The following is a 21,329-nucleotide window of genomic DNA, read 5'->3' as shown; positions in this document are numbered from 1 at the left end:
TTCAGGTTCGCGAACAGGGGGGGCTCAACCCGGCGGAAACAGAAGAATTTGCCGGGTCATCGCTCCGTGACACGAACGAGGCAGCGGAATCCGATGTGTGTGGTTCCGCTGTCAACGGCCTGCGGAGAACGTGCGGCGGGGCGATAGCGCAGGCAGTAGTTGGAGGCGCAGAGGTGACTTCCGCCCTTGAGGACGCGGCGCGGAATCTTCACCTCCGGCGTGCACGGGTCGAAGCTCTTGCCGCACGACGGAGGGCCCCGGGGATTGACGGGGATGCAGCACGCCTTGCCCCCGTTGCCCTGGTGGCGCTCCTGGAACCAGTCCGTGGTCCACTCCCAGACGTTGCCCGCCATGTCGAACAGGCCATACCCGTTGGGTGGGAAGCTCCCCACTGGCGAGGTCCCCTCGAAACCGTCGGTGTTCATGTTTTGCCAGGGGAACTCTCCCTGCCAGATGTTGGCCATCTGCTGGCCTCCCGGGGAGAACTCGTCGCCCCAGGTGTACACCTTGCGGTCCAGGCCGGCGCGTGCGGCGCGCTCCCACTCCGCCTCGCTGGGGAGGGCCTTGCCGACCCAGGCCGCGTACGCCTCCGCGTCTTCGTAGGCGACGTGGACCACGGGATGTGACTCGCGGCTCTTCCAGGTGCTGCCGTGGCCCTCCGGCTGCTTCCAGCAGGCGCCGGGCGCATAGGCCCACCACTGGGACAAGTCCCTCAAGTCCACGCGCTGGGCTGTCTTGCGGAACACGAGCGCGCCGGGCACGAGCAGCTCCGGAGCCGCGCCCGGGAAGTCGTCGGGATTGAGCGGGCGCTCGGCCACGGTGAGGTAGCCCGTCGCCTCCACGAAGCGCGCGAAGTCGGCGTTCGTCACGGTGTGACGGTCCATCCAGAAGCCGCTCACCGTCACCTGATGCTCGGGCCGCTCCTCCGGATAGTGGCGGTCCGAGCCCATCCAGAACGTGCCCCCGGGGATCCACGCCATGCCGGGGAATGGTGCTTCACCGGGCGCGGAGTCCGTGTCGACTTCGTTCTCGGAGCGCGGCGCGCGCGCTTCCATGGGCGTGGTTTCACCAACGACATCCGTGCTGCTCATTCCTGCGCCTCGCTCTGTGGAAGTCCTGCCGCGTGGGAGTCCGAAGAGTCCCCAGGCGGCAAGCTGTGGGGCTCGGCTCGCGGCGACAAGCCGGCCCTCCAGGGTGGGGCAGCCTCGGTCGAGCACCCTGTCCTTCGAGCGCCCGGCGTGGGGCCCCCGCGCGGATTGGCGGCCTGTGCACGCGTGGACAACGTCCTCTCGCCAACGCGGTTCGACCCGAACCGACAGCCCCGCGAACGGTGGGCGGCGGATGGAGCGCGACGGACATGAGCATCGACACGACGACCGAGACGCAGACGGGCACCCCGCGAGACGCGAAGACTCCCGACACGCGAGAGCTGAAGAAGCTCAGCCCGTTCGAGCTGAAGGACACGCTCATGGAGCTGGCGGATGAGTCCGCGAAGACGCGCGCGGCGGTGATGCTCAACGCGGGCCGGGGCAACCCCAACTGGATTGCCACCACGCCGCGCGAGGCGTTCTTCCTGATGGGCCAGTTCGCCCTGCGCGAGTCCCGTCGCACCTGGAACGAGCCGGACGTGGGGCTCGCGGGCATGCCGAAGTCGAAGGGCATCGCCGCGCGGCTGCGGCGCTTCCTCGACGAGAGCGAGGCCAGCGCGGGCATCCGGCTCTTGCGCGACGCGCTCGACTACGGCGTCTCCAAGCTGGGCTTCGACGCGGACAAGTTCGTCTGGGAGCTGACCGACGCGGCCATCGGCGACAACTATCCGGTGCCGGACCGGATGCTCGTCCACGCCGAGAGAATCGTTCAGGCCTATCTGGCGCAGGAGATGTGTGACAACCGTCCGCCGCCGGGGCGCTTCGACTTGTTCGCAGTCGAGGGTGGCACCGCGGCCATGACGTACATCTTCCGGTCGCTGATGGTGAACGGCCTGCTCCAGAAGGGCGACACCATCGCCCTGGGCACGCCCATCTTCACGCCGTACCTGGAGATTCCGCGTCTGGAGGAGTTCGACCTGCGCACGGTCGACATCCGCCAGAGCGCGATGACCGAAGAAGGCCGCCATTCGTGGCAGTACCCGGAGTCGGAGCTGCGCAAGCTGGAGGACCCGCGCATCAAGGCGTTCTTCATCGTGCACCCGGGCAACCCCGGCGCGACGGCCATGAATCGTGAGTCGTTGGACCTGCTGGTGGACGTGGTCCGCGAGAAGCGGCCCGACCTGCTCCTGCTCACCGACGACGTGTACGGCACCTTCGTCGAGGGCTTCCGCTCGCTGGCCGCGGAGCTGCCCCACAACACGCTCCTGGTCTACTCGTACTCGAAGCACTTCGGCTGCACCGGGTGGCGCCTGGGCGTCGTGGCGCTCCACGAGGACAACGTCATCGACTCGATGATCTCGCGGCTGCCGGCGGCCCAGCAGGAGATGCTCAACGAGCGCTATGGCTCCATCTCGCTGGAGCCGGAGCGGCTGAAGTTCATCGACCGGATGGTGGCGGACAGCCGCGCCGTCGCGCTGAACCACACCGCGGGCCTGTCCCTGCCGCAGCAGCTCCAGATGACCCTCTTCTCGCTGTTCGCCCTGCTGGACAAGGACGACACGTACAAGAAGCGCTGCCGGAAGATCTGCCGCGACAGGCTCGCGGCGCTGTATCAGGGCATGGGCATCGACCTGCCCGAGGACCCGCTGCGCACGGCGTACTACCAGACGTTGGACCTGGACGTGTGGGCGCGAAAGCACGTGGGCCAGGACTTCGTCGAGTACGAGGAGTCGCGGCATGACCCGCTCGACATCGTGCTCGCCCTGGCGCGCCGGCACGGCGTGGTGCTGCTCAACGGCAGCGGCTTCGAGGGGCCACAGTGGTCCGCGCGCGTGTCGCTGGCGAACCTGGATGACGCCGACTACCCGCTCATCGGCCAGAGCCTCAAGGACATCGTCATCCGCGCCATCGAGGAGTGGAAGGGCCGCGACCTGGACTCGTGAGCTTCCGTGACGCCAACCCTGAATCGAGAGGTCCGCCATGAACAGTTCGAAGAACACGATGAGAGGGCTGCTGGGTGCGCTGGGCCTGCTGCTGACGGGCGCTGGAATCGCGGCGCAGGAGAGTCCCGCGCCGACCAACTCCAGCACGCCAGCGACCCAGGAGGAGCGAGCCAAGAGCCCCGAGGAGCTGGCCTCCGTGCGCATCCTCGCCACGGGCGGCACCATCGCCGGAGCGCAGAGCAACCCCCAGGGCTACGGCTACAAGTCCGGCGCCTTCAAGGTCGAGGACCTCATCAAGGCCGTCCCCAATCTGGACAAGGTGGCGAAGCTGACCGGTGAGCAGGTGGCGAACATCGGCAGCCAGGACATGAACGACGCGGTGTGGCTGAAGCTGGCGAAGCGGACCAACGAGCTGCTCGCGTCGCCGGAAGTGGACGCCGTCGTCGTCACGCACGGCACCGACACGCTGGAGGAGACGGCGTACTTCCTGGACCTGGTCGTCAAGAGCGACAAGCCTGTCGTGCTCGTGGGCTCCATGCGCCCCGCCACCGCCATCAGCGCGGATGGGCCGGGCAACCTCTACAACGCGGTGGCGGTGGCGGCGTCTCCGGAGGCGAAGGGGCGCGGGGTGCTCATCGTCATCAACGATGAGATTCACACCGCGCGCAACGTCACCAAGACGAACACCACCAACGTGGAGACCTTCCGCAGCCCGAACCGGGGCCCCGCGGGCGTCGTCAACACGGGGGACGTGCACTGGTTCGAGCGGATGGACAAGAAGCACACCGTGGACTCGGAGTTCTCCGTCACCGGCAAGAGCACGCTCCCCCGGGTCGACATCCTGTATGCCCACGCGAACATGAGCCCGGACCTCATCGACTCGGCGGTGAAGAACGGCGCCAAGGGGCTGGTCATCGCGGGGGTGGGGGACGGGAACATGACCCAGCCGGCGCTCGACACGCTGGCCCGGCACGTGAAGAAGGGTGTGGTGGTGGTGCGCAGCACGCGGCTGCCCAGCGGGCTGGTGCTCCGCAACAACGAAATCAACGACGACCAGAAGGGCTTCGTGGCCTCGGGTGAGCTGAACCCGGCGAAGTCGCGCGTGCTGTTGCAGCTGGCCCTGCTGGAGACGAAGGACCCGAACCGGGTGCAGCGGATGTTCGAGGAATACTGATGGCCGGGTCCCGCCTGCTCCCGGACTTCTCCCTGGTGCGGGGAGGACCGTTCTACGAGCTGGAGCGCGGCCTGCATCTCGTCGGGCCGCCCCAGTTCGGGGCCTGGCGGGCCGCGCTGTTCGTCATCCTGGTGAGCTGGGCGCCGCTGATGCTGCTGGCGCTGCCGCAGGGCAAGGGGACCGTGCGCCTGTTCCTCTCCGACTTCCAGGTGCATGCGATGCTGCTGATGTCGCTGCCCGTGCTCCTGGTGGCGGAGCCGTACATCGACAGTCGCGTCGGGGTGGCGGCGCGGCAGTTCCTCCGCGCGGACCTGGTGGAGGAGAAGGGCCGCGAGGCGTTCGAGGCCACGGCTCGGGGACTGACGCGGTGGCGCGATGCGCCACTCATCGAGCTGATGTTGCTGGGCATCGTCATCGCGCTCGCGCTCGTGTCCACGCCGGACCCGTCGAAGGAGTGGCTCAGGGTGGCGGACCCGACACCTCGACTGTCGCTGGCGGGCGGGTGGTACCAGTACGTGAGCCAGCCCCTGGCGCGCTTCCTCGTGCTCCGGTGGGTGTGGCGCGCCTTCGGCTGGGGCGTCTTCCTGCTGCGGGTCTCCCGGCTCCCGCTCCGGCTGGTTCCCACCCACCCGGACCAGGCCGGCGGGCTGGGCTTCCTCTCTATCTGTCAGGCCAGCTTCGCGCCGGTGGTGTTCGCGGTGGCGGTGCCCGTCGCCACGTATTCGTTCCGGACCAATGCCAAGGCCATCACCGAGGCCCCCCTGGACTACGTCATGCCGCAGGTCCTCTTCGCCGTCCTCGCGTGCCTCGCGGTGTTCGCACCCCTGGTGTTCTTCTCCCATCAGCTCGTGCACGCCAAGCGGCGGGGGGACCCCTGGTTCTCCGCGGTCGCCGCGCACCACTCGCGACGGTTCGAGGACAAGTGGTTCCACCAGGAGTCGCCAGGCCCCGAACCGCTGGGCTCACCGGACTTCTCGTCCCTGGCGGACCTGGGCTCGTCGTTCATGGTCGCCCGGAAGATGAAGCTGTTCCCGTGGGACCAGCGCTCGATCCTCGCGGTGGTCGCCGCGGGCCTGGCGCCGCTCGTCATCCTCCTGGTGCTCGACAGGCAGTTCCTCGCGGTGGTGTCCCAGCTCCGGAAGAGCTTGAGCTGAGCGCTGGCGGGCGCCCGGGTGCCCGGGTGCCATGGACTGTCTCGCCGAGGTGGCGGTGAAGATAACTGTGCGGGGGCTCCGTCGCGCGCCGCCCACGAGGAGGCGAGCATGCTCAGGTCCGTGGTCGCATTCGTGCTGGGTAACATCGTGACCCTGTTCATCTTCACCGAGGGCCTGGCGCGCCGCCCCGGCGAGATTCGTCACGTCTTCGAGCGCCCCGCGCTCTACGTGCGGGCCCTGCTGGTGGTGCTGCTGCTCGTGCCGCTGGTGGCCCTGGCGGTGGTCAAGGTCTTCCAGCTGCCGACGTTGGTGGCCAGCGCCATCCTGTTGATGGCCGTCTGCCCCGGCGCGCCGCTGCAGGTGAATCAGGCGAAGGCGCTCGGCGCGAATCCCACCACCTCCATCAACCTGCTGCTGCTGCTCAGCGTGTTCGCGTTGGTCTCCGTACCCCTGTGGGTGATGGGCGTGGACAGGTTGCTCGGAGTCGAGTTCAGGGCGACCCCGGAGCTGGTCTTCCGCCTGCTGGCGGTGAAGATCCTCCCTCCGCTCGCGGTGGGCATCGCCGTGCGCCACTACCTCCCGAACGTGGCCAAGGCCCTGGCGCCGTGGTGCAGCAAGGTGTTCACGGTGATGTTGCTCGCCGTGTCCGTGGGCGTCTTGTTCATCGTCGGGCCGAGGATCATCCACGTCGCGTGGATCGCCATCGTCGCGCTGGTGGTGCTCGTCATCATCTCCACCTTGCTCGGACACTGGGCCGGTGCGCCCAGGCTGGAGGACCGCAAGGCGGTGGCCCTGGCCACGGCCTTCGCGCACCCGGTGCTGGCCATGACCATCATCATCCAGAGCTATCCGAACTACCGGGCCCTGGAGGTCGCGGGCGTGGTGGGCGCCTATGTCGTCATCCGGCTGGTCGCGCTCACTCCCTACAAGCTCTGGGTGAAGCGCCAACGGGACTCGGAGCCCTCGCGCCGCGTGCCTCCGGGGAGTGTCCCCGCGTGACGGGTTCCCTCAGCGCTTGAGTCGGGCCGGGTCCTTGGGGTGGATGCTCACCTTCGCCCAGATGAAGCCCAGGTTGTGCCAGTCCTGCACCTCCTTGACGGTGACGGACTGACCGACGCGCAGCGCGCCCAGGAGCTTGCCGTACGCGGCCGGCTCGCCCTGGGCGGGGTCGTCTCGGAGGAGCGAGGGCGTGGTGCTCTCCAGCGTGGTGCCCACGAAGCGCTGCGGCGGAAGGGACCACTCGGCCTGGGACGGCTTGCAGTAGAAGCAGGTGCGCCAGGTGTTGGTGCCCGACAGGTACTGGCCCAGGTAGATCCAGGCGTCCTTGCTGCCGTCGCCCAGCCGCGTGGCCAGGTCGGAGGCGCTCGCGTCCACCTGCGCGAAGAGCTGCACGGCGGGCGCGTCCCGGTCGTGGAGGCGAGACGCGCCTTGTCGCTGCAGGGTGACCTGGTCGGCGACGATCTGCACGGCGAGCTTCCGTGCCGCTGGGTCTCTCAGCCGCTCCGGAAACAGGGGGTGGGTGTGGATGGCGAGGGGGACGTCGGAGCGGGCGTCGGCGACGAAGCGCTGGGTCTGCGCCGCGCCCTGGAGGTTCTTGATGTGGCTGGCGATGAGGTCGCTCGCGCTCTCTTCCTGCCAGAGGAACTGGCCCAGGAGCCGGCCCTTGTCCTTGGGGCCGAGGGCCCAGGCGGTCATCACCTCGTCCTGGTTCTCCTCGAAGCACTGTCGCTGGGCGTCGCTCGCGTCCACGGACAGCTCGACGTCTCCGTAGGCGTAGCTGGTCTGCATCATGGTCACCTGCCGGCTCGCGAGGAGGCGGCCGATCTCCGCCTTCTGGTAGTCGGCCATGTCGCGCGCGAAGGCATGGCTGGAGCGTGAGAGGGCGGAGAGCGGGGTGCCGATGGCGCTCCCGATGTCCTCGCTCTCGTCCAGTGACGGCGGCTTCGCGCCGGAGTCGATCTCCACGAAGAGCACGCCCCGCGCCTCGAGCTGCTTGAAGAACCGGTCGATATCCGCCTGGGCCTGGGGGTTCTTCTTCCAGCGCTCCAGGTCGGTGAGCCCGCGCAGCAACAAGACGAAGGTGTCGAGCCCGGTGTTGTCGAAGACGCCACCGTCGATGAGGGGCTCGCGGTGCCCCTGGGCGTCGACGACCTCCGGCAGATCGACGATGAAGGGGAAGTTGGCGGACGCACGGACCGCGTCGGCGAGCGCGATGTCTCCCGTGGTCGTCAGCTCGCTGGTGGAGCGCGCCTGGGACTCCGGCTGGGTGCCGTCGCTCACCATTCGAGGAGGAAGGGGCGGCTTGCCCGTGACGACCCGTCCGCCCGTCCGCGCGCTGGCCGTGTTGATGAAGAGCAGGGGGACGCTGCCATCCTCGGGGAGGCTCGCGGGCCAGCCCAGGTAGTCGGACCAGAAGGACGCCAGGCCTCCGCCGCGACTCACTCCTGGCATCACCACGCCGCGCAGCAGGGGGGCGTTGAAGTCGACGAACATGTCATCGAGCGCGTCGCTGCTCAGCGGCCACAGGCGGTCCGCCTTCAGGCCACAAGCGCCGTCCATCAGGTGGGACGCGAGCTCCTCGCGAGGCGCGTGCTTGAGCGGCACGTCGGCCGGGACGGTGTCCCCCAGGGTGCCCGCCGCCAGCCGGTGCGAGAAGTGCGCGCTGGCGACGCTGCCCCCGGAGACGCTGCTGATGAAGAGGACGTGGTCGGACAGCGGCTGCGCGCGACACCGCTCGGAGACGGCGTCGGCATCACTCACGCGCATCCGGCTCAGGCTCTCCAGCGTGAGCATGGCGAAGATGGCCGCTCGCGAGCCGCCGCCGGCCGCGGAGACGAAGACCACCGGGCCGTCACACATCTGCTCCATGCGGCGGTTCGCGGTGCCGAGCCAGCGGGTGAAGAGGGCGTCCTCGCTCGCGGACGCGCCCTGGGCCAGCGGCAGGGGATTGAGGGACTCCTCCCTGTCCAACAGGCTGATGACGACGAACCCGGAGCCCAGCAGCACGAGCGCGAGCACGGCGCGCTGGACCACGTTCCGCACCAGGTCGAGCGCGCGGGCCGCGCACAGAATCACGAAGAGCAGGTGGTAGATGGCCCAGATTGTGTAGAGCCGGAAGCTGGCCTCGGGAATCGTCGGGATGAAGAAGCCCCAGAGCAGCTCCGCGAGGAAATAGGAGCCCAGCGACATCACCAGTCCTCGCGTGATGACCTCCGCCAGGACGCGCAGCGAGGGCTTCCACGCGAGCACCCTCGGGCCGACGAGTCCGAGCACGCCCACCGCCGCCGCCAGCGCCGCGACGAGGATGGGCCCCGAGTCCCGGGCCTTCCACGGCGCGGGCAACAGCCCCACGAAGCCCACGACGCCGAGCGCGACACCCGCGACAATGAAGCCGCCGTACACCAGGGTTCGCGACGTCCGTTGCTCCGGGGTGGGAAACGCCAGGGGGAAGCGCGCCAGCGTCACCAGTCTCCGGCACAGCGCGAGCGTCACCCGACTGACGATGTTGCGGTGCTGCATCCACCGGGGGACGTCCTCGCGCGGCACGAAGACCCACATCGCGCTGAGCAGGAAGAAGGCGCCGAGCAGGAGGACATACGCCCAGAACGTCACGGCCATCAGCGCGGAGCCGCCCGCTCGCAGCGAGGCCGCGCCGGGCAGTTGCAGCACGATGTTGTGGATCTGCGGCAGGTTGGTCAGCGCGAGGCCGGCGAGCAGCAGCGCGACGATGGTGGCGAGGCGCTTCTCGACATAGCCGACCCATGCGGGGACTCGCGGCGCTTCTCGCGGCACGCCCGGCACCGCGTGCACCAACTCATTGCGTCCGCCAGCGCCACCCGGGGGCAGGGTGGCCCCGTCTCGCTGCTCCATCACGTTGGGTCTGCTCTTGCTCGGGCGTCGCTTGCTCATGGGCCCCCCTCGTTGGACAGACGGCCCTGTCCGATGAGTTCTGGCTAGTACGACTTGTCCAGAATATCACCGTTGCGTCTGTTCAAGGGCCCCGGGGGCGGTGCGGGGGGGCCGGTGTGCGCCCGAGTGCCCGCACCGCTCGTGGAGGCGTCCGTCAGGGCGCGACGGTCAGGTCCGAGGGAGACCGGGGCGCCACCTCGTAGGTGGTCTCGTACTGGGCGGCCAGCCCCACCACGGTGAGGGTGTCTCCCAGCTTGAGCGCCTGCAGCGCGCTCGCGTCGAAGCCGGCCGAGACGTGGACGAACACCTGCACCTCGCCCGAGCCGTCATTCACGTAGAGCTTGTAGCCGTAGGGCGAATCGTCCTGGAACGTCTGCGTCACGTCGCCCGTCACCTTGATGAGCTGACCCTCGACGGACTCGTTGACGGCGCCGGTGGTCACGTTCTTGGCCGAGACGGCCTGGGAGCCGCTCAGCAACTCTACGTCCCCGGGCTCGGCCTTCAGGATGCGCAGCTTGTTCTGCTCGTCGAGCGTCCCGGTGACGCGGACGTGGGCGCCCTGATTGAACGACTGCTTCTGCGCCAGCTTGACGTAGACGCCGCCCGTGGCGTCCTGCACCGCGAAGCCCTCGTCGCCCAGGGCCGAGGCGAACGCGCCGGGCTGAACGCTGACGTAGCCCTCGATGGTGGCCTGCGTCCCCGTTGCCTGCGCGCGCGCCTCGGCGATGGGAGTCGAAGTCGAATCGTCCGAGTCGTCACAGGCCGCGATGAAGATGAACAGCGCGGCGAACAACGCACGGGAGAACTGCGGGAGGCTGCTTTCGAATCGGGTCATGCCGCCCCTTAACGCGGAGCGGCTCTCGCGATCAAATCAAGGGCCCTTGCCGCCAGAGGTCTGGCTGCTGGCCATGAGGTCGGCGACACGCAGGGCCCACAGCTCCCGGCCACGCACCCCGTCGTTGGCGGCGAAGGAGACAAGGGCGCCCGCGCGAGTGAGCGACGTCGGAGTGGCGGAGGCGTCACCCGGTGCCAGGTCCGTCAAGCGCACCGTGCCCGCGGCGCTCCCGTCCGTCATCCACAACTCCATTCCGGTCTCCCCATCCGAGGCGGAGAACAACAGTCGCCCCTCGGCCAGCGGGAGCAGGTTCGAGACGAGCGCGCCATTGTTGTAGGACGGCGCCGCCAACCCCCCATTCGGACCGGGTCGGAGGTCCATCAGGATGTCCGTGCCCGCGGCAGTCCCATCGCTCTTCCACAACTCGTAGCCGTGAGCCTCGTCACGCAGGCCGAAGTAGAGCGCGCCGGCCATCGTGGCGAAGTACGTCGACTCGGCGTAGGAGCGCACCGGGAGGTCCTTCACCTTGACGGTGCCCGCGCTGGTGCCATCGCTCTTCCAGAGCGCGGTCGTGGTGTAGTCGGACACGAAGAAGAAGAGCGTCCCCGACACGTTCCTGAAGTTGGTCAACGCGCCGCCGGTTGCCGCCAAGAAGGTCGCCACCTTGACGGTGCCCGCGCTGGTGCCATCGCTCTTCCAGAGTTGGTTGTACGCGCCGGTTCCATCCTGGGCGCGGAAGAACAGCGTCCCATTCACGTCGGTGAGGTTGGACGGGGAGGAGCTGTTCACTCCCGGCCAGAGGTCCTTCACCCGCGTCGAGCCCGAATAGGTGCCGTCCGTCTTGTACAGCTCCGTCCCCAGGTTCGTGCCGTCATCGGCGGTGAAGAAGAGCGTCCCGTTGGAGACCACCAGCTGGTCCGGGGTCTTGAGCCCGCGCCCGGCGGTGTCATTCGTCCGGGTGGTGTAGGAGCCGTCCGTCATCCGCAGGGTGTCGCCGTAGCTGGTGTCATTGGCGCGGAAGTACAGCCAGTTCTTGTAGGACACCAATCGGGGCGAGGTGACGGTGAGCGTGCTGGCCACGGGGATGGCGCCGGCGGAGCCCGAGGACGTGGGGCTCTGCATCAGCCTCGCGGGCGAGCTGCCGCCAATCGAATTGGTGGTGGTGATGTAGAAGATGCTCGAGCCATGCAGGGTGAAGGACGACAGGCTCGGGCTGCAGCTCCCCGTGCAGAGGTCCCAATACCTGCGGGTGCCCGTGGCGGTGCCATTGCTCTGCCACAGCTCCGCGCCATAGCTCCCGTCATGGGCGGTGAAGTACACGAGGCCGTTCGACAGGATGAGATTCGCGGGAGAGGACTCGCTCACGGGCCCGAAGACGTCTCTCACCTGGGTGGTGCCCGCGGCCGTGCCATCGCTGCGCCACGGTTCGGTGTTCGAGGCGCCGTCGTTGGCTCCGAAGTAGAGGACGCCGTCCAGGATGCCGAAGTAGCTCGTCGCCTGGGTTGAAAAGGCGCCAAGCGAGGTGCCCGGGTTGATGTCCTTCACGACGCGGGTGCCCGCGGCGGTCAGGTCACTCACCCAGAGCTCCGCGTAGAAGCTCGAGCCCGTGCTCGCCTCCCGGGCGGTGAAGTAGACCGAGCCACCCAGGACGGTGACGTTGTTCAGGTACGAGGGCGCGGTGAGGAGTCGCTGGTTGCCCGCCTGGGTGCCGTCGCTCTTCCACAGGGCATAGGTCGCGGTGGAGTCGTAGGCGGTGAAGAACAGACTGTCTCCCACCACCTTGAGGTTGTTGATGTGGGAGGACGCGCCTCCAGGAAAGACATCCACGGCCAGCACGGTCCCCGCGGTGGTGCCATCGCTCTTCCACAGCTCGTATCCCGAGGTGGTGTCGGAGGCCGGGAAGTACATCAGCCCGTTGAAGAGCAGGGGAGCGCCCACGGTCCCGAAGTCCTTCACCTTGACCGTCCCCGCGGCCGTCCCATCGGACTTGAAGAGACTCCGGAGGCTGGGGGCATCCGAGGCGATGAAGTAGAGCAGGTCGTTGTACACGGTGAGGTCGGCCGGCCCGGAGCCGTTGGTTCCCGGGTAGAGGTCCATCCGCAGGGCGGTGCCGGCGGCGGTGCCGTCCGTCGTCCACAACTCGGACCCCACCCCGGAGGTGGCCCTGAAGAAGACCGTGCCGTTGAAGGCGATGAAGCCACTCGGGTAGGAGTCGCCCGTGCCCGGGTTGATATCCACGAGCAGCTTCGTGCCGACGGCGGTGCCATCACTCGTCCACAGCTCGTTGCCCGAGGCCGGGTCGTAGAGGCTGAAGTAGAGCGTCCCGTCGATGGGAGTGAGCTTCGGACTGGAGTTGTTGATGTTGATGCCCTTGAGCATCTGCGTGCCGGCGACAGTGCCATCGCTGCGCCACAGCCCCAGGGCTCCGTGGGAGTCCGAGGCGAAGAAATAAAGCGCCTCGTTCATGACCGTCAGACCGCGCGGGCTCGAGCCGCACGGGCCCGAGCAGAGGTCCGCGACCAGCACGGTGCCAGCGGAGGTGCCGTCGGTCCTCCAGAGCTCCTCGCCCGAGGTCTGGCTGTCGGCGGCGAAGTAGAGCGCCCCACCGAGCGCGACGAAGTGCTTCGGGTTGGAGCCGACGTTGGCGGGAGTCGAGGTGTTGATGTCCTTGACCAGGAAGGCCGGAACTTCACCCAGCGCCTCCCTGACGGTGCCTGGCTTTTGCTCGGGAGCCCACGGCTCCGTTGCCTCCAGGCCGCAGCCCGCGCCCAGGGTGAGCAGGGTGAGCAGGAGAAGACCTCTCGCTCTGGATGCAGGGGTGGAACATGCGGACGCGGAACGTCCGCCTTGCTTCTGGATACTCATGTTGGAACTCCCCTTTGATGCGGCATTGGATGAAACCGCGCCGGACTGACATGTCTGGCAAGGGGATACGGACCGAGGCGCATCGTCTGGTCTTGACGGCATCGACACCGTCGCGGCCCGCGGACTACCTACTCGTGTGACGAGGAGCTGTCGTCAATCCGAGCCAGTCGATGCCGCAGTGCCTCCAGTCGGCGCCGGTCGTCTGCTCCCTCGGCGGCGGGGATGGCCTCCTCCACCAGGGCGTTCAGCCGATGGAGTCCGTCCTTCACGAGCGACCACTCGGCCTTCGAGTGGTGGGTCCGGTGTGACAGGTACTCCACCACGCCGTTCAAGGTCTGCGGGTGGATGTTCCCGGCGCCGAGGTGCTCCGTCACGCCGGTGCGGTCCAGCATCCGCTGCGTCTGGCCCATCACGCGGGAGAGCATCAGCGTGACTTCGCGGTGCTCGAGCGAGTCCTTCAGCGCCCTGAGCATGTCCGCGCCGGGCACGTCCAGGTCCGAGGTGACTTCCAGGTCCAGCAGCACGGCGTGCACGGGCGAGGTGGCGCTGTCCACGCGGCCGATGATGGCGTCCCGGAGGGCAGTGGCGTTGGCGAAGAAGATGCCTTCGTTGGGGCGGATCATCAGCAGGCCGGGCACGGTGAGGGGCGCTGGCTGGCGACGGACGTCCGCGAAGTCCAGCGTGCCCGGCTCTCGGCCCAGCTCGCTGACCCGGGGCTGACTGGCGCGCCAGACGAGGAGCGCCACGGAGAGGCCCACGGAGACCATCAGCCCCGGGAGCACCTCGAGGATGAGCACACTCAGGAGCGCGCCCGCCGCGAGGAGGAAGTCCGTGCGGCGCAGCTTGAAGAGGCGGCGCAGCTCCTTCACGTCCATCATCCCCACCGTGGCGAGCACGACGATGGCGGCCAGGGTGGCCTCGGGCAGCGTGCGGAACAGCGGCGTGAAGAAGAGGGCCACCAGCGCGAGGATGCCAGCGGCGAGCAGGCTGGACATCTGGGTGCGCGCCCCGGCCGCGTCATTGGCGGCGGACTTGGACAGGCTGCAGCCCACGGAGAGGCCCCGGAAGAGGCCCGCGCCCAGGTTCGCCGCCCCCAGGCCGATGAGCTCCTGGTTCGGGTCCACTTCATACCGGTGCTTGGAGGCGAGCACTCGCGCCGGGCCGATGGCCTCCGCGAACGCGACCAGCGCGATGCCGAACGCGCCGGGCAGCAGCTTCAGCAGATCTCCCATGCCCACGTCGGGAATGGCCGGGCCCGACAGGCCCGAGGGGATGTTGCCCACCACCTTCACGCCGTGCCCCTGAAGGCCGAGCACGCCGACGACGGCGGTGCCCAGCACCAGCACGACGAGGGACGCGGGCAGGCGTGGCAGGAGCCGGCCGAGCAGGAGCAGCACCGCCAGGCTCGCCACGCCGATGACGAGCGTGAGCGGCTGGGTCTGTCCCAGGTGCGTCACCAGGTGCCACAGCCGCTCGAAGAAGTTGCCGTTGCCGGCTTCGAGGCCGAGCAGCTTGGGCACCTGCTTGATGGCGATGACCAGCGCGAGGCCGAAGACGAAGCCGGTGAGGACCGACTCCGAGAAGAACTGGGCGATGCGCCCGAGTTTCAGGACTCCGGCGAGGATGGAGATGGCGCCCGCGAGGATGGCCAGCGCGGCGGTGAGCGCGATGAAGCGGGGTGTGCCCGCGGGCGCGAGCGTGGCCACCGTGGACGCGGAGAGCACGGCCACCGTGGCGGAGATGGCGACCACGAGCTGCCGCGAGGTGCCGAGCAGGGCATAGAGGACCAGGGCCACGGGGCCCGCGTAGAAGGCCGCCTGGGGTGGCACGCCCGCCAGCTCCGCGTAGGCCATGGCCTCTGGAATCTGGAGCGCGGTGATGGTCAGCGCCGCCGCGAGGTCTCGCTTGAGCGACTGCGGACGCCACTTGGGGAGCCAGGACAGGAACGGCAGGAAGCGCGTGACGGAGTGGACTCCGGGACTGTGCGGATGGGATATCTCCGGCATGTGTGTCGCTCCGGCGGTCGTGTCCTTCACACGTTGCTGAGCGCGCCCCGCTCCGACAATCGAGCCCCCGCCATTCCAAGGGCTCGCTGCGCCCGGTCCTCCAGGGCCACGAGACGAGGTGAGGGGACGAGCGCGCAACGTCACGCGGTGTGGCCCCTGGGCCGTAACGGGCCCTCCTTCGCTGGTCCCCTTGGACTGTTGCGTGTGAGGCAACCCCAGCCCACGTTGCCGGACGTGAGAGTCGAGCCGGTGCTTCCGCCGTCCTCGCTCCACGGGAGAGGTGCCACCATGTTGGAGCCATCGACCGCGGGACTGACGGCCCAGGAGATCCAGGACCTGGCGCGCGAGGCCTATGTCTTTGGATTGCCGATGGTGGAGCACTACAGGATCTTCGCCCTGAACTTCCTGCCGGACTCTCCGCAGCTCCGGCCCGCCAATGTCTTCCTGCACTTCCCCCGGCTCTTCACACCGAAGGACCGCGAGGTCGTCTCCGCGAACAACGACACGCTCTACTCGGCGGCGAGCCTGGACCTGCGCGGCGAGCCCGTGGTGCTGGACACTCCCGAGCTGGGGGGACGGTACTTCTGCGTCCAGTTGGTCGACATCACGACGAACAACCTCGAGTACATCGGCACCCGGGCCACGGGGACGGCTCCCCGGCGCTTCGTCATCGCGGGCCCTGACTGGGATGGCGAGCTGCCAGCGTCACTGAAGGATGCGCTCGTCATCCGGTCCCCCTCGACGCTCGTGGCGGCGTTGATGCGCATCGGTGTCCAGGGGCCCGAGGACGTGTCCGCGGCGGCGTCGCTCCAGCAACAGTTCCGCCTGACGCCGCTCCATGTGCTCACGAAGCGCGCCGCGCCGAAGCTGCCCGACGTGGTCTGGCCGCCGTACTTCGATGACAAGGCGGACACGTCGTTGAAGGCGTTCGAGTACGTCAACTTCATGATGCAGTGGCACCGCTTCACGGACGCGGAGCAGCCCTTGCTGGCGCGCTTCGCCCGAATCGGCGTGCGGCCCGGCGCGCGCATGGCTGCCCAGGCGTTCCCGCCCGAGGTGCGTGCGGCGATGTTGGAGGGTGTGAAGGATGCGCGCCGTGTCATCCAGCAGCGCCCCGTGCTGCACCGGGGCTGGGAGCTGCCCGACCCGAAGGTGGGCGCGTTCGGAGACGACTACCTGCTGCGTGCGCGAGTCGGATGGAACTACATCTACGCGAACTCGCCCGCGGAGGCCGTCTATCCCATCACCCATCTGGATGGTGAGGACCGCCTGCTGGATGGAAGCCGGAGTCGCTACGTGCTGCGCTTCCCAGCGGACGCGCTGCCGCCAGCCCGGTTCTTCTGGTCCCTGACGGCGTACGACGCGGAGACCCGGATGCTGGTGGAGAATCCCATCCAGCGTTACTCGCTGGGGGACCGCTCCCGCGACTTGAAGAAGTCGAGCGATGGGTCCATCTCCTTCTTCCTTCAGAGTGACGCTCCCGAGCCTCAGCGGGTGGCCAACTGGCTGCCCATCCCCGACGGGCGCTTCTACGTCCTCTTGCGTATCTACGGCCCCACCGAGTCGGCGCAGCGAGGGGCCTACGTGCCGCCCGCGGTCGAAGCGCTGAGCGACTGAGGGCCCGCGTCGCGAGTGTTTGAGGACGTGGCTCCTGCCCCCGGGGGTGGGGACCGTTGACGAGGCGCTCGTCGATGGGCATCCCCACCCGGTGCCGCTGTGTTGGCACGGGGGTGGGGCGTGCGGGCACCAGGTTCGAGGCGAGGCGGCGCGTGGGTCGTGATGTTGCTCCTGGTGATGCCGCTGCTTTCAGTCGCTGAAGAGCCGACTCCCGCGTCGGCTGGAAGCGAGGGGGCGAACCAGCAGGACCTGGCGAAGGCGGTGCAGAACCCGGTGGCGGCGCTCATCAGCGTGCCGCTTCAGGACAACGTGGATCTGGGCGTGGAGCCTGGGGAGCGGGTGCGCAACACGCTCAACATCCAGCCCGTGGTGCCGTTGTCGCTGACGCGGGACTTCAACCTCATCGCGCGGGTCATCCTGCCCATTCTCTATCAACCGGACCTGGCGGACGGGAGTGGCGGGACGTTCGGGTTGGGAGACACGTCAGCGACGTTCTTCGTGTCGCCGAAGGAGCCGGGGCTCTTCATCTGGGGCGTGGGCCCGGCGTTCCTGTTGCCGACTGGGACGGCGGAGGTGTTGGGCACGGGCAAGTGGAGCGTGGGACCCTCCGTGGTAGCGCTGGTTCAGCCGGAGCCCTGGTCCATCGGTGTGCTGGCGAACAACGTGTTCTCCGTGTTCGGTGACGACTCGCGCGAGACGGTGAACCAACTGCTGCTCCAGTACTTCATCACCTGCAACCTTCCGAAGGGTTGGTACGTGACGTCGGCGCCCATCCTCACGGCGAACTGGGAGGGGCCGTCCGGAGAGCAGTGGACCGTTCCTTTTGGCCTGGGGGCAGGGAAGGTCTTCACCGTGGGCAAGCAGGCACTGAATGGCTCCGTGTCCGCGTACTACAACGCGATTCGACCCGACCTGCCGGGGACCGCGGAGTGGCAGCTCCGCGTCCAGCTCTCGTTCCTGTTCCCGCTGAAGAAGCACTGACGCGCCCTACGGAAACACCTGCTTCCAGTCCGAGCGCATGCTCACCACCGTCCACCCGTCCGTCCCCGCCGCGTCCAGCGCCCGGTCCAGTTTCCCCGCCTTCGCTTCGCGGTCGTACGCGTACTCCCGCTCCGCGTCGTCGTGGTGAAGGAGCAGCCTCAGCCGAGGCCCATCCCCCGAGCCCGCGTACTGCAACATCTGGAGATCTCCATCCGAGTTGCCGAACGCCAGCACCGGCCGCTTCCCGATGTGCAGGTGGATGTTGATGGGCTTGCCCTCGCCATCGTCGATGCTGGTGAGGCTCGGCAGCTTCACCAACACAGGCTGGCCCTCCCGCAGCTCGAAGTGCGTCTTCCCGCTGCTTCCAATCACATGCGACGAGGGGATGCCGTACGTCTCCTCACTGAACGCTCGTAGGAAGTCGATGCCACCGCCCGAGACGATGTGCAGGTCGAACCCATGTGTCCGCAAGAGGTCCAGCAGCTCCAGCATCGGCTGGTAGATGCAGTGCGTGAAGGGCCGCTGGAAGCGCGGATGCCGCGCCGTCGCCAACCAGGCCTTCGCCGTCCGGGAGAACTCCCCCGTGGTCATCCCCGCGTGCGTGGCCGCGATCAGCGCCGCGGCGTCATGCTCCGTGAGCCTGCTCAGCGCCTCCTCGTCCCCTTCGATGATCGCCTGGAAGGGTTGCTTCCTCCGCCACTCCGGATGCGAGCGGGCCAACTCCCGGACCCTGTCCAGGACGAAGTGCGCCTGCACATACATGGGCTGCTCCGCCCACAACGTGCCGTCGTTGTCGAACACCGCGACCCGGTCCTCCGGCCGAACGAAGCTCGAAGCGCCTTCAGTCGTCACCGCGTCGACGAAGTCCAGCAGCGCCGCGCGCGCGGTGCCGTCATTCCAGGAGGGAAGGGGAGCGCTCATGGAGTTCCTCCTCAGCCCATCAGGGCGAACAGGTAGCAGATGAGGGTGAGCAACAGGTTCGAGATGGCGAACGTCACCGGATAGCCAATCGCCGGGACAATGCTCTTCGACGCTTCCTGCGCGGCTCGCATGCCGGCGCTGTTGCAGCGCGCTCCGGCGATGGCGCCCATCAACACCGCGCTGTTCATCTTGAAGATGTACTGACCCACCATCCACCCGATGATGGGAGGAACGAAGGCCGCGATGGAGCCGATGATGAGAGTGGGCCCCAAGAGGCCGCCCTCGATGGCGTGCGCCACACCCGCTCCCGAGTTCAACCCCAGGATGGCGATGAAGACGTTCAGCCCGACATCCTCGAGCAACTGCCGCGCGGGCTCCGGAAACGGACCGCCGAGCGCCGGGTTGTGCGTGCGCAGGATGCTCAACCCGATGCTGACGATGAGCAGGCCCACCGCCGAGCCCAGGCTGAACTGGACGCCGAACATGGGGACCGTGATGGCCCCCAGCATCGCACCCGCCGCGAGCCCCAGGCCCAGCGTGATGATGTCCGTGGACAGGCTGGGCTTCACCAGGGGCCCCACCACCTTGCTCAGCTCCGACACCCGCTTGGGACTGCCGGTGATGCGCAGCACGTCGCCCTTGTTGACCGCCTGGTCCCGGCTCACCGGGAGCTGGTCACCCGCCCGGAAGAGGGCGCTGAGGTAGATGCCGTGGCCCATCTTCAGCGCCAGCTGCCCCAGCGTCTTCCCGATGACGTCCTTGTTCTGGACGATGACCTCCACCGTGTCGAACTTCACGTTGCGCAGCTTCGAGTCATCCACCTCCGGCCCGATGTGCGGCCCGCCCGCCAGCAGCAGGGACACCGGCCCGAGCATCGCCACCTCGTCACCGCGATTCAGCACCAGGTCCGGTGGCGGGTTGTAGACGCGCCCCTTGTGGTAGACGCGCTCGATGGCCACCCGGGGATGCGCATGGTCCAGGTCCGCCACCGTGCGCCCCTCCAACGCCGGGTTCTCCACGCGGAAGACCCGCAGGTCCAACGGCATGTAGCCCCGCATGAACGACTCCGCCGTGCCCGGCAGCGGCGCGGAGTCCTCACCCGCGAGCTCCTTCTCCATCTCCTTGCCGTCCGCCACCGCGTCCTTGCCGAACATCTTGGGCATCACCGACATCAACACGGTGAAGACCACCATGCTGATGCAGTAGAGGAACGCGTACGACGTGGTGAGGTTGCCCGGTGCCGCGCGCGCCGCTTCTCCCGTCAGCGCCGCGGAGCCACTGGCCAGCGCCGCCTGCGCCGCGCCGAAGCCCGGCGTGGCCGTGTTCGCGCCGGAGAGGATGCCGGCCAGCAGGCCCGGTGCCAGATGCGTGAAGTAGCGCGACGCATAGACGAGGGCCGAGGACAGCAGCGGCACCAACAGCGCGAGGATGATGAGGTGCTTGCCCTCCCGGTGGATACCGCCAAGGAACTGTGGCCCCACCTTCATGCCGATGGCGAAGATGAAGAGGTTGAAGAACACCGTGCTGGTGAACTCCGGCAGGGAGTACTCAATCTTGTGGGATTGGAAGGCCCAGAAGCTGACGATGAGCGCGAGGAGCAGCGTCGCCGCTGTCGAGCCCATGCCCACGCCCTTCACCTTCACCTCGCCGAGCGCATAGCCCGCGGCCACCACGAGGAACATCAGGATGAAGGGCTGGCGGCGCATGTAGTCCAGGATTGCGCCGAAGACTCCGTGCGGCTGTGGCTGCACCGGAGGCGTGGCTTGCCCCTGTGCGAAGGCGATGAACGCCAGTCCAACGACGGCGGCTCCCGCGAGAATGGCGGCATGGCGCGCTTGGCTTCTCATGCGAGCGTCCCTCCAGGTTTCAATCCAGGTTGGTGCGTGGCCCTCCTCGAAGGAGGTGCCCCGCGGGGAGCGGCGGGCATGAAGGCCAGCGCCCGCCGCCGAAGCGTCAGAAGCGCAGGCCCAGGTTGATGGGAAGGTACTGGCCGTTCGCCCGGCGCGCGCCCGTGGCCGTCTGGTATTCGGGGCCGAAGATGTAGTGGTAGCGCGCCTCCAGATAGACGCGCATCGGTCCATAGACGCGATAGGAGACACCCACGCCACCGTTCAACCCGAAGTCCGTGGAGCTGCGCGAGCCGATGACGGTGTCCACTCCCACCACCTCGGTGTCGCAGAAGAGCAGCCACGGGTCGCAGACAGGGACGACGGCCGCGCCGGCGAACTGGGTGACCTCCACCTTGCGGTAGTACAGGCCCGGGCCTCCAGTGAGATACAGCCCGAACCGCCCGCGAGGAGAGACGCCGATGAGCAGGTTGAGATCTCCGTACTGCATGATGTGGTCGCCGGAGAAGCTCGTGTCCGCGAGGAGGTCGCTCTCCAGGTCGTAGTCGCTGTACTGGTACTCCGCGACGACGCCGATGTGCTCGGTGAGGTGGTAGCCCGCGCCGAGCAGGAAGGCCCAGCCCTCCTTGAACCGGCTGTTGGTCTCGAAGGTCGGGAAGACGACGCCCACTCCCAGGTTGAATGTGAAGCTGCCGGCCACGGGCGGCTCTTCCTCGATGAAGCCCGACGTGGATTCGGCCGCCTGTCTCAACGTTCCTCCCAGGGCAGGCGGCGCGGCGAGCAGTGAGAACAACAAGACGGACATGGCGAAGTACCGAGGCATGGAACCCCCTCCTGTCATGGTCGGCTGAAGCTGGGGACGTGGCGGCGCGCGGGCCCGGAGCGTCCCGGGCTCGCCGGACCCTCGCGGGCCCCTTCCGCGTTGGCTCGCGAGCAGTGCGCGCGCCCCGCGTGCCTGCCCCTCCCTGGCGGACCGTGCGGACGACTCG

General features: G+C 68.2%; 14 protein-coding genes. 6 read left to right on the top strand and 8 right to left on the bottom strand.

Annotated features, from left to right (window positions below):
- Positions 1 to 56: 56 nt before the first annotated feature.
- Positions 57 to 1,091, bottom strand: coding sequence for a formylglycine-generating enzyme family protein (locus ACN469_RS30570; protein WP_498773557.1), 1,035 nt, complete (start codon positions 1,089 to 1,091; stop codon positions 57 to 59).
- A gap of 266 nt (positions 1,092 to 1,357) precedes the next feature.
- On the opposite strand from ACN469_RS30570, the gene ACN469_RS30565 reads away from it, so the two are divergent.
- The 4 genes from ACN469_RS30565 to ACN469_RS30550 all read left to right on the top strand — a co-directional run bounded on the left by ACN469_RS30565 (position 1,358) and on the right by ACN469_RS30550 (position 6,358).
- Positions 1,358 to 3,031, top strand: a complete 1,674-nt coding sequence (locus ACN469_RS30565) for a bifunctional aspartate transaminase/aspartate 4-decarboxylase (protein WP_498773555.1) — start codon at positions 1,358 to 1,360, stop codon at positions 3,029 to 3,031.
- A gap of 37 nt (positions 3,032 to 3,068) precedes the next feature.
- Positions 3,069 to 4,205 (top strand): type II asparaginase, encoded by a 1,137-nt coding sequence (locus ACN469_RS30560; RefSeq protein WP_498773553.1) that lies wholly within the window; start codon positions 3,069 to 3,071, stop codon positions 4,203 to 4,205.
- Positions 4,205 to 5,359 carry a hypothetical protein gene (locus tag ACN469_RS30555; protein WP_498773551.1) on the top strand — a complete coding sequence of 385 codons (1,155 nt, stop codon included), beginning with the start codon at positions 4,205 to 4,207 and terminating at the stop codon, positions 5,357 to 5,359. Before ACN469_RS30560 ends, ACN469_RS30555 begins: the two co-directional genes overlap by 1 nt.
- Before the next feature lie 108 nt (positions 5,360 to 5,467).
- Positions 5,468 to 6,358, top strand: a complete 891-nt coding sequence (locus ACN469_RS30550) for a hypothetical protein (protein ID WP_498773549.1) — start codon at positions 5,468 to 5,470, stop codon at positions 6,356 to 6,358.
- A 9-nt stretch (positions 6,359 to 6,367) separates the two neighbouring features.
- Here the strand turns inward: ACN469_RS30550 and ACN469_RS30545 are convergent, their stop codons facing one another.
- The 4 genes from ACN469_RS30545 to ACN469_RS30530 form a co-directional block, all read right to left on the bottom strand.
- Positions 6,368 to 9,268 carry a patatin-like phospholipase family protein gene (locus ACN469_RS30545; protein WP_498773547.1) on the bottom strand — a complete coding sequence of 967 codons (2,901 nt, stop codon included), beginning with the start codon at positions 9,266 to 9,268 and terminating at the stop codon, positions 6,368 to 6,370.
- A 154-nt stretch (positions 9,269 to 9,422) separates the two neighbouring features.
- Complete coding sequence (locus ACN469_RS30540; protein WP_498773545.1) at positions 9,423 to 10,103, bottom strand: DNA-binding protein; 681 nt, start codon at positions 10,101 to 10,103, stop codon at positions 9,423 to 9,425.
- Positions 10,104 to 10,139: 36 nt separating this feature from the next.
- Positions 10,140 to 12,968 carry an ELWxxDGT repeat protein gene (locus ACN469_RS30535; protein ID WP_498773543.1) on the bottom strand — a complete coding sequence of 943 codons (2,829 nt, stop codon included), beginning with the start codon at positions 12,966 to 12,968 and terminating at the stop codon, positions 10,140 to 10,142.
- Between the two features lie 128 nt (positions 12,969 to 13,096).
- Positions 13,097 to 14,974 (bottom strand): SulP family inorganic anion transporter, encoded by a 1,878-nt coding sequence (locus ACN469_RS30530; protein ID WP_498773541.1) that lies wholly within the window; start codon positions 14,972 to 14,974, stop codon positions 13,097 to 13,099.
- A 288-nt stretch (positions 14,975 to 15,262) separates the two neighbouring features.
- Here ACN469_RS30530 and ACN469_RS30525 point away from each other — a divergent pair, with 288 nt between their 5' ends.
- A complete protein-coding gene (locus ACN469_RS30525; protein WP_498773540.1) occupies positions 15,263 to 16,591 on the top strand; it encodes a DUF1254 domain-containing protein in 1,329 nt (442 codons plus the stop codon).
- Positions 16,592 to 16,753: 162 nt separating this feature from the next.
- Complete coding sequence (locus ACN469_RS30520; protein ID WP_498773561.1) at positions 16,754 to 17,572, top strand: neuromedin U; 819 nt, start codon at positions 16,754 to 16,756, stop codon at positions 17,570 to 17,572.
- Positions 17,573 to 17,578: 6 nt separating this feature from the next.
- Here ACN469_RS30520 and ACN469_RS30515 read toward each other — a convergent pair whose 3' ends face one another.
- From ACN469_RS30515 to ACN469_RS30505, 3 genes are all read right to left on the bottom strand, one after another.
- Complete coding sequence (locus tag ACN469_RS30515; RefSeq protein WP_498773538.1) at positions 17,579 to 18,493, bottom strand: HAD family hydrolase; 915 nt, start codon at positions 18,491 to 18,493, stop codon at positions 17,579 to 17,581.
- An 11-nt stretch (positions 18,494 to 18,504) separates the two neighbouring features.
- A complete protein-coding gene (locus ACN469_RS30510) occupies positions 18,505 to 20,340 on the bottom strand; it encodes an aspartate:alanine exchanger family transporter (RefSeq protein WP_498773536.1) in 1,836 nt (611 codons plus the stop codon).
- 106 nt (positions 20,341 to 20,446) lie between these two features.
- Positions 20,447 to 21,163, bottom strand: a complete 717-nt coding sequence (locus ACN469_RS30505; protein WP_498773534.1) for an outer membrane beta-barrel protein — start codon at positions 21,161 to 21,163, stop codon at positions 20,447 to 20,449.
- Positions 21,164 to 21,329: the final 166 nt, after the last annotated feature.

It is taken from the genome of Corallococcus terminator (assembly GCF_049194865.1).
GTDB lineage: Bacteria > Myxococcota > Myxococcia > Myxococcales > Myxococcaceae > Myxococcus > Myxococcus terminator_A.
This window is presented reverse-complemented; position numbering and strand designations above follow the sequence as displayed.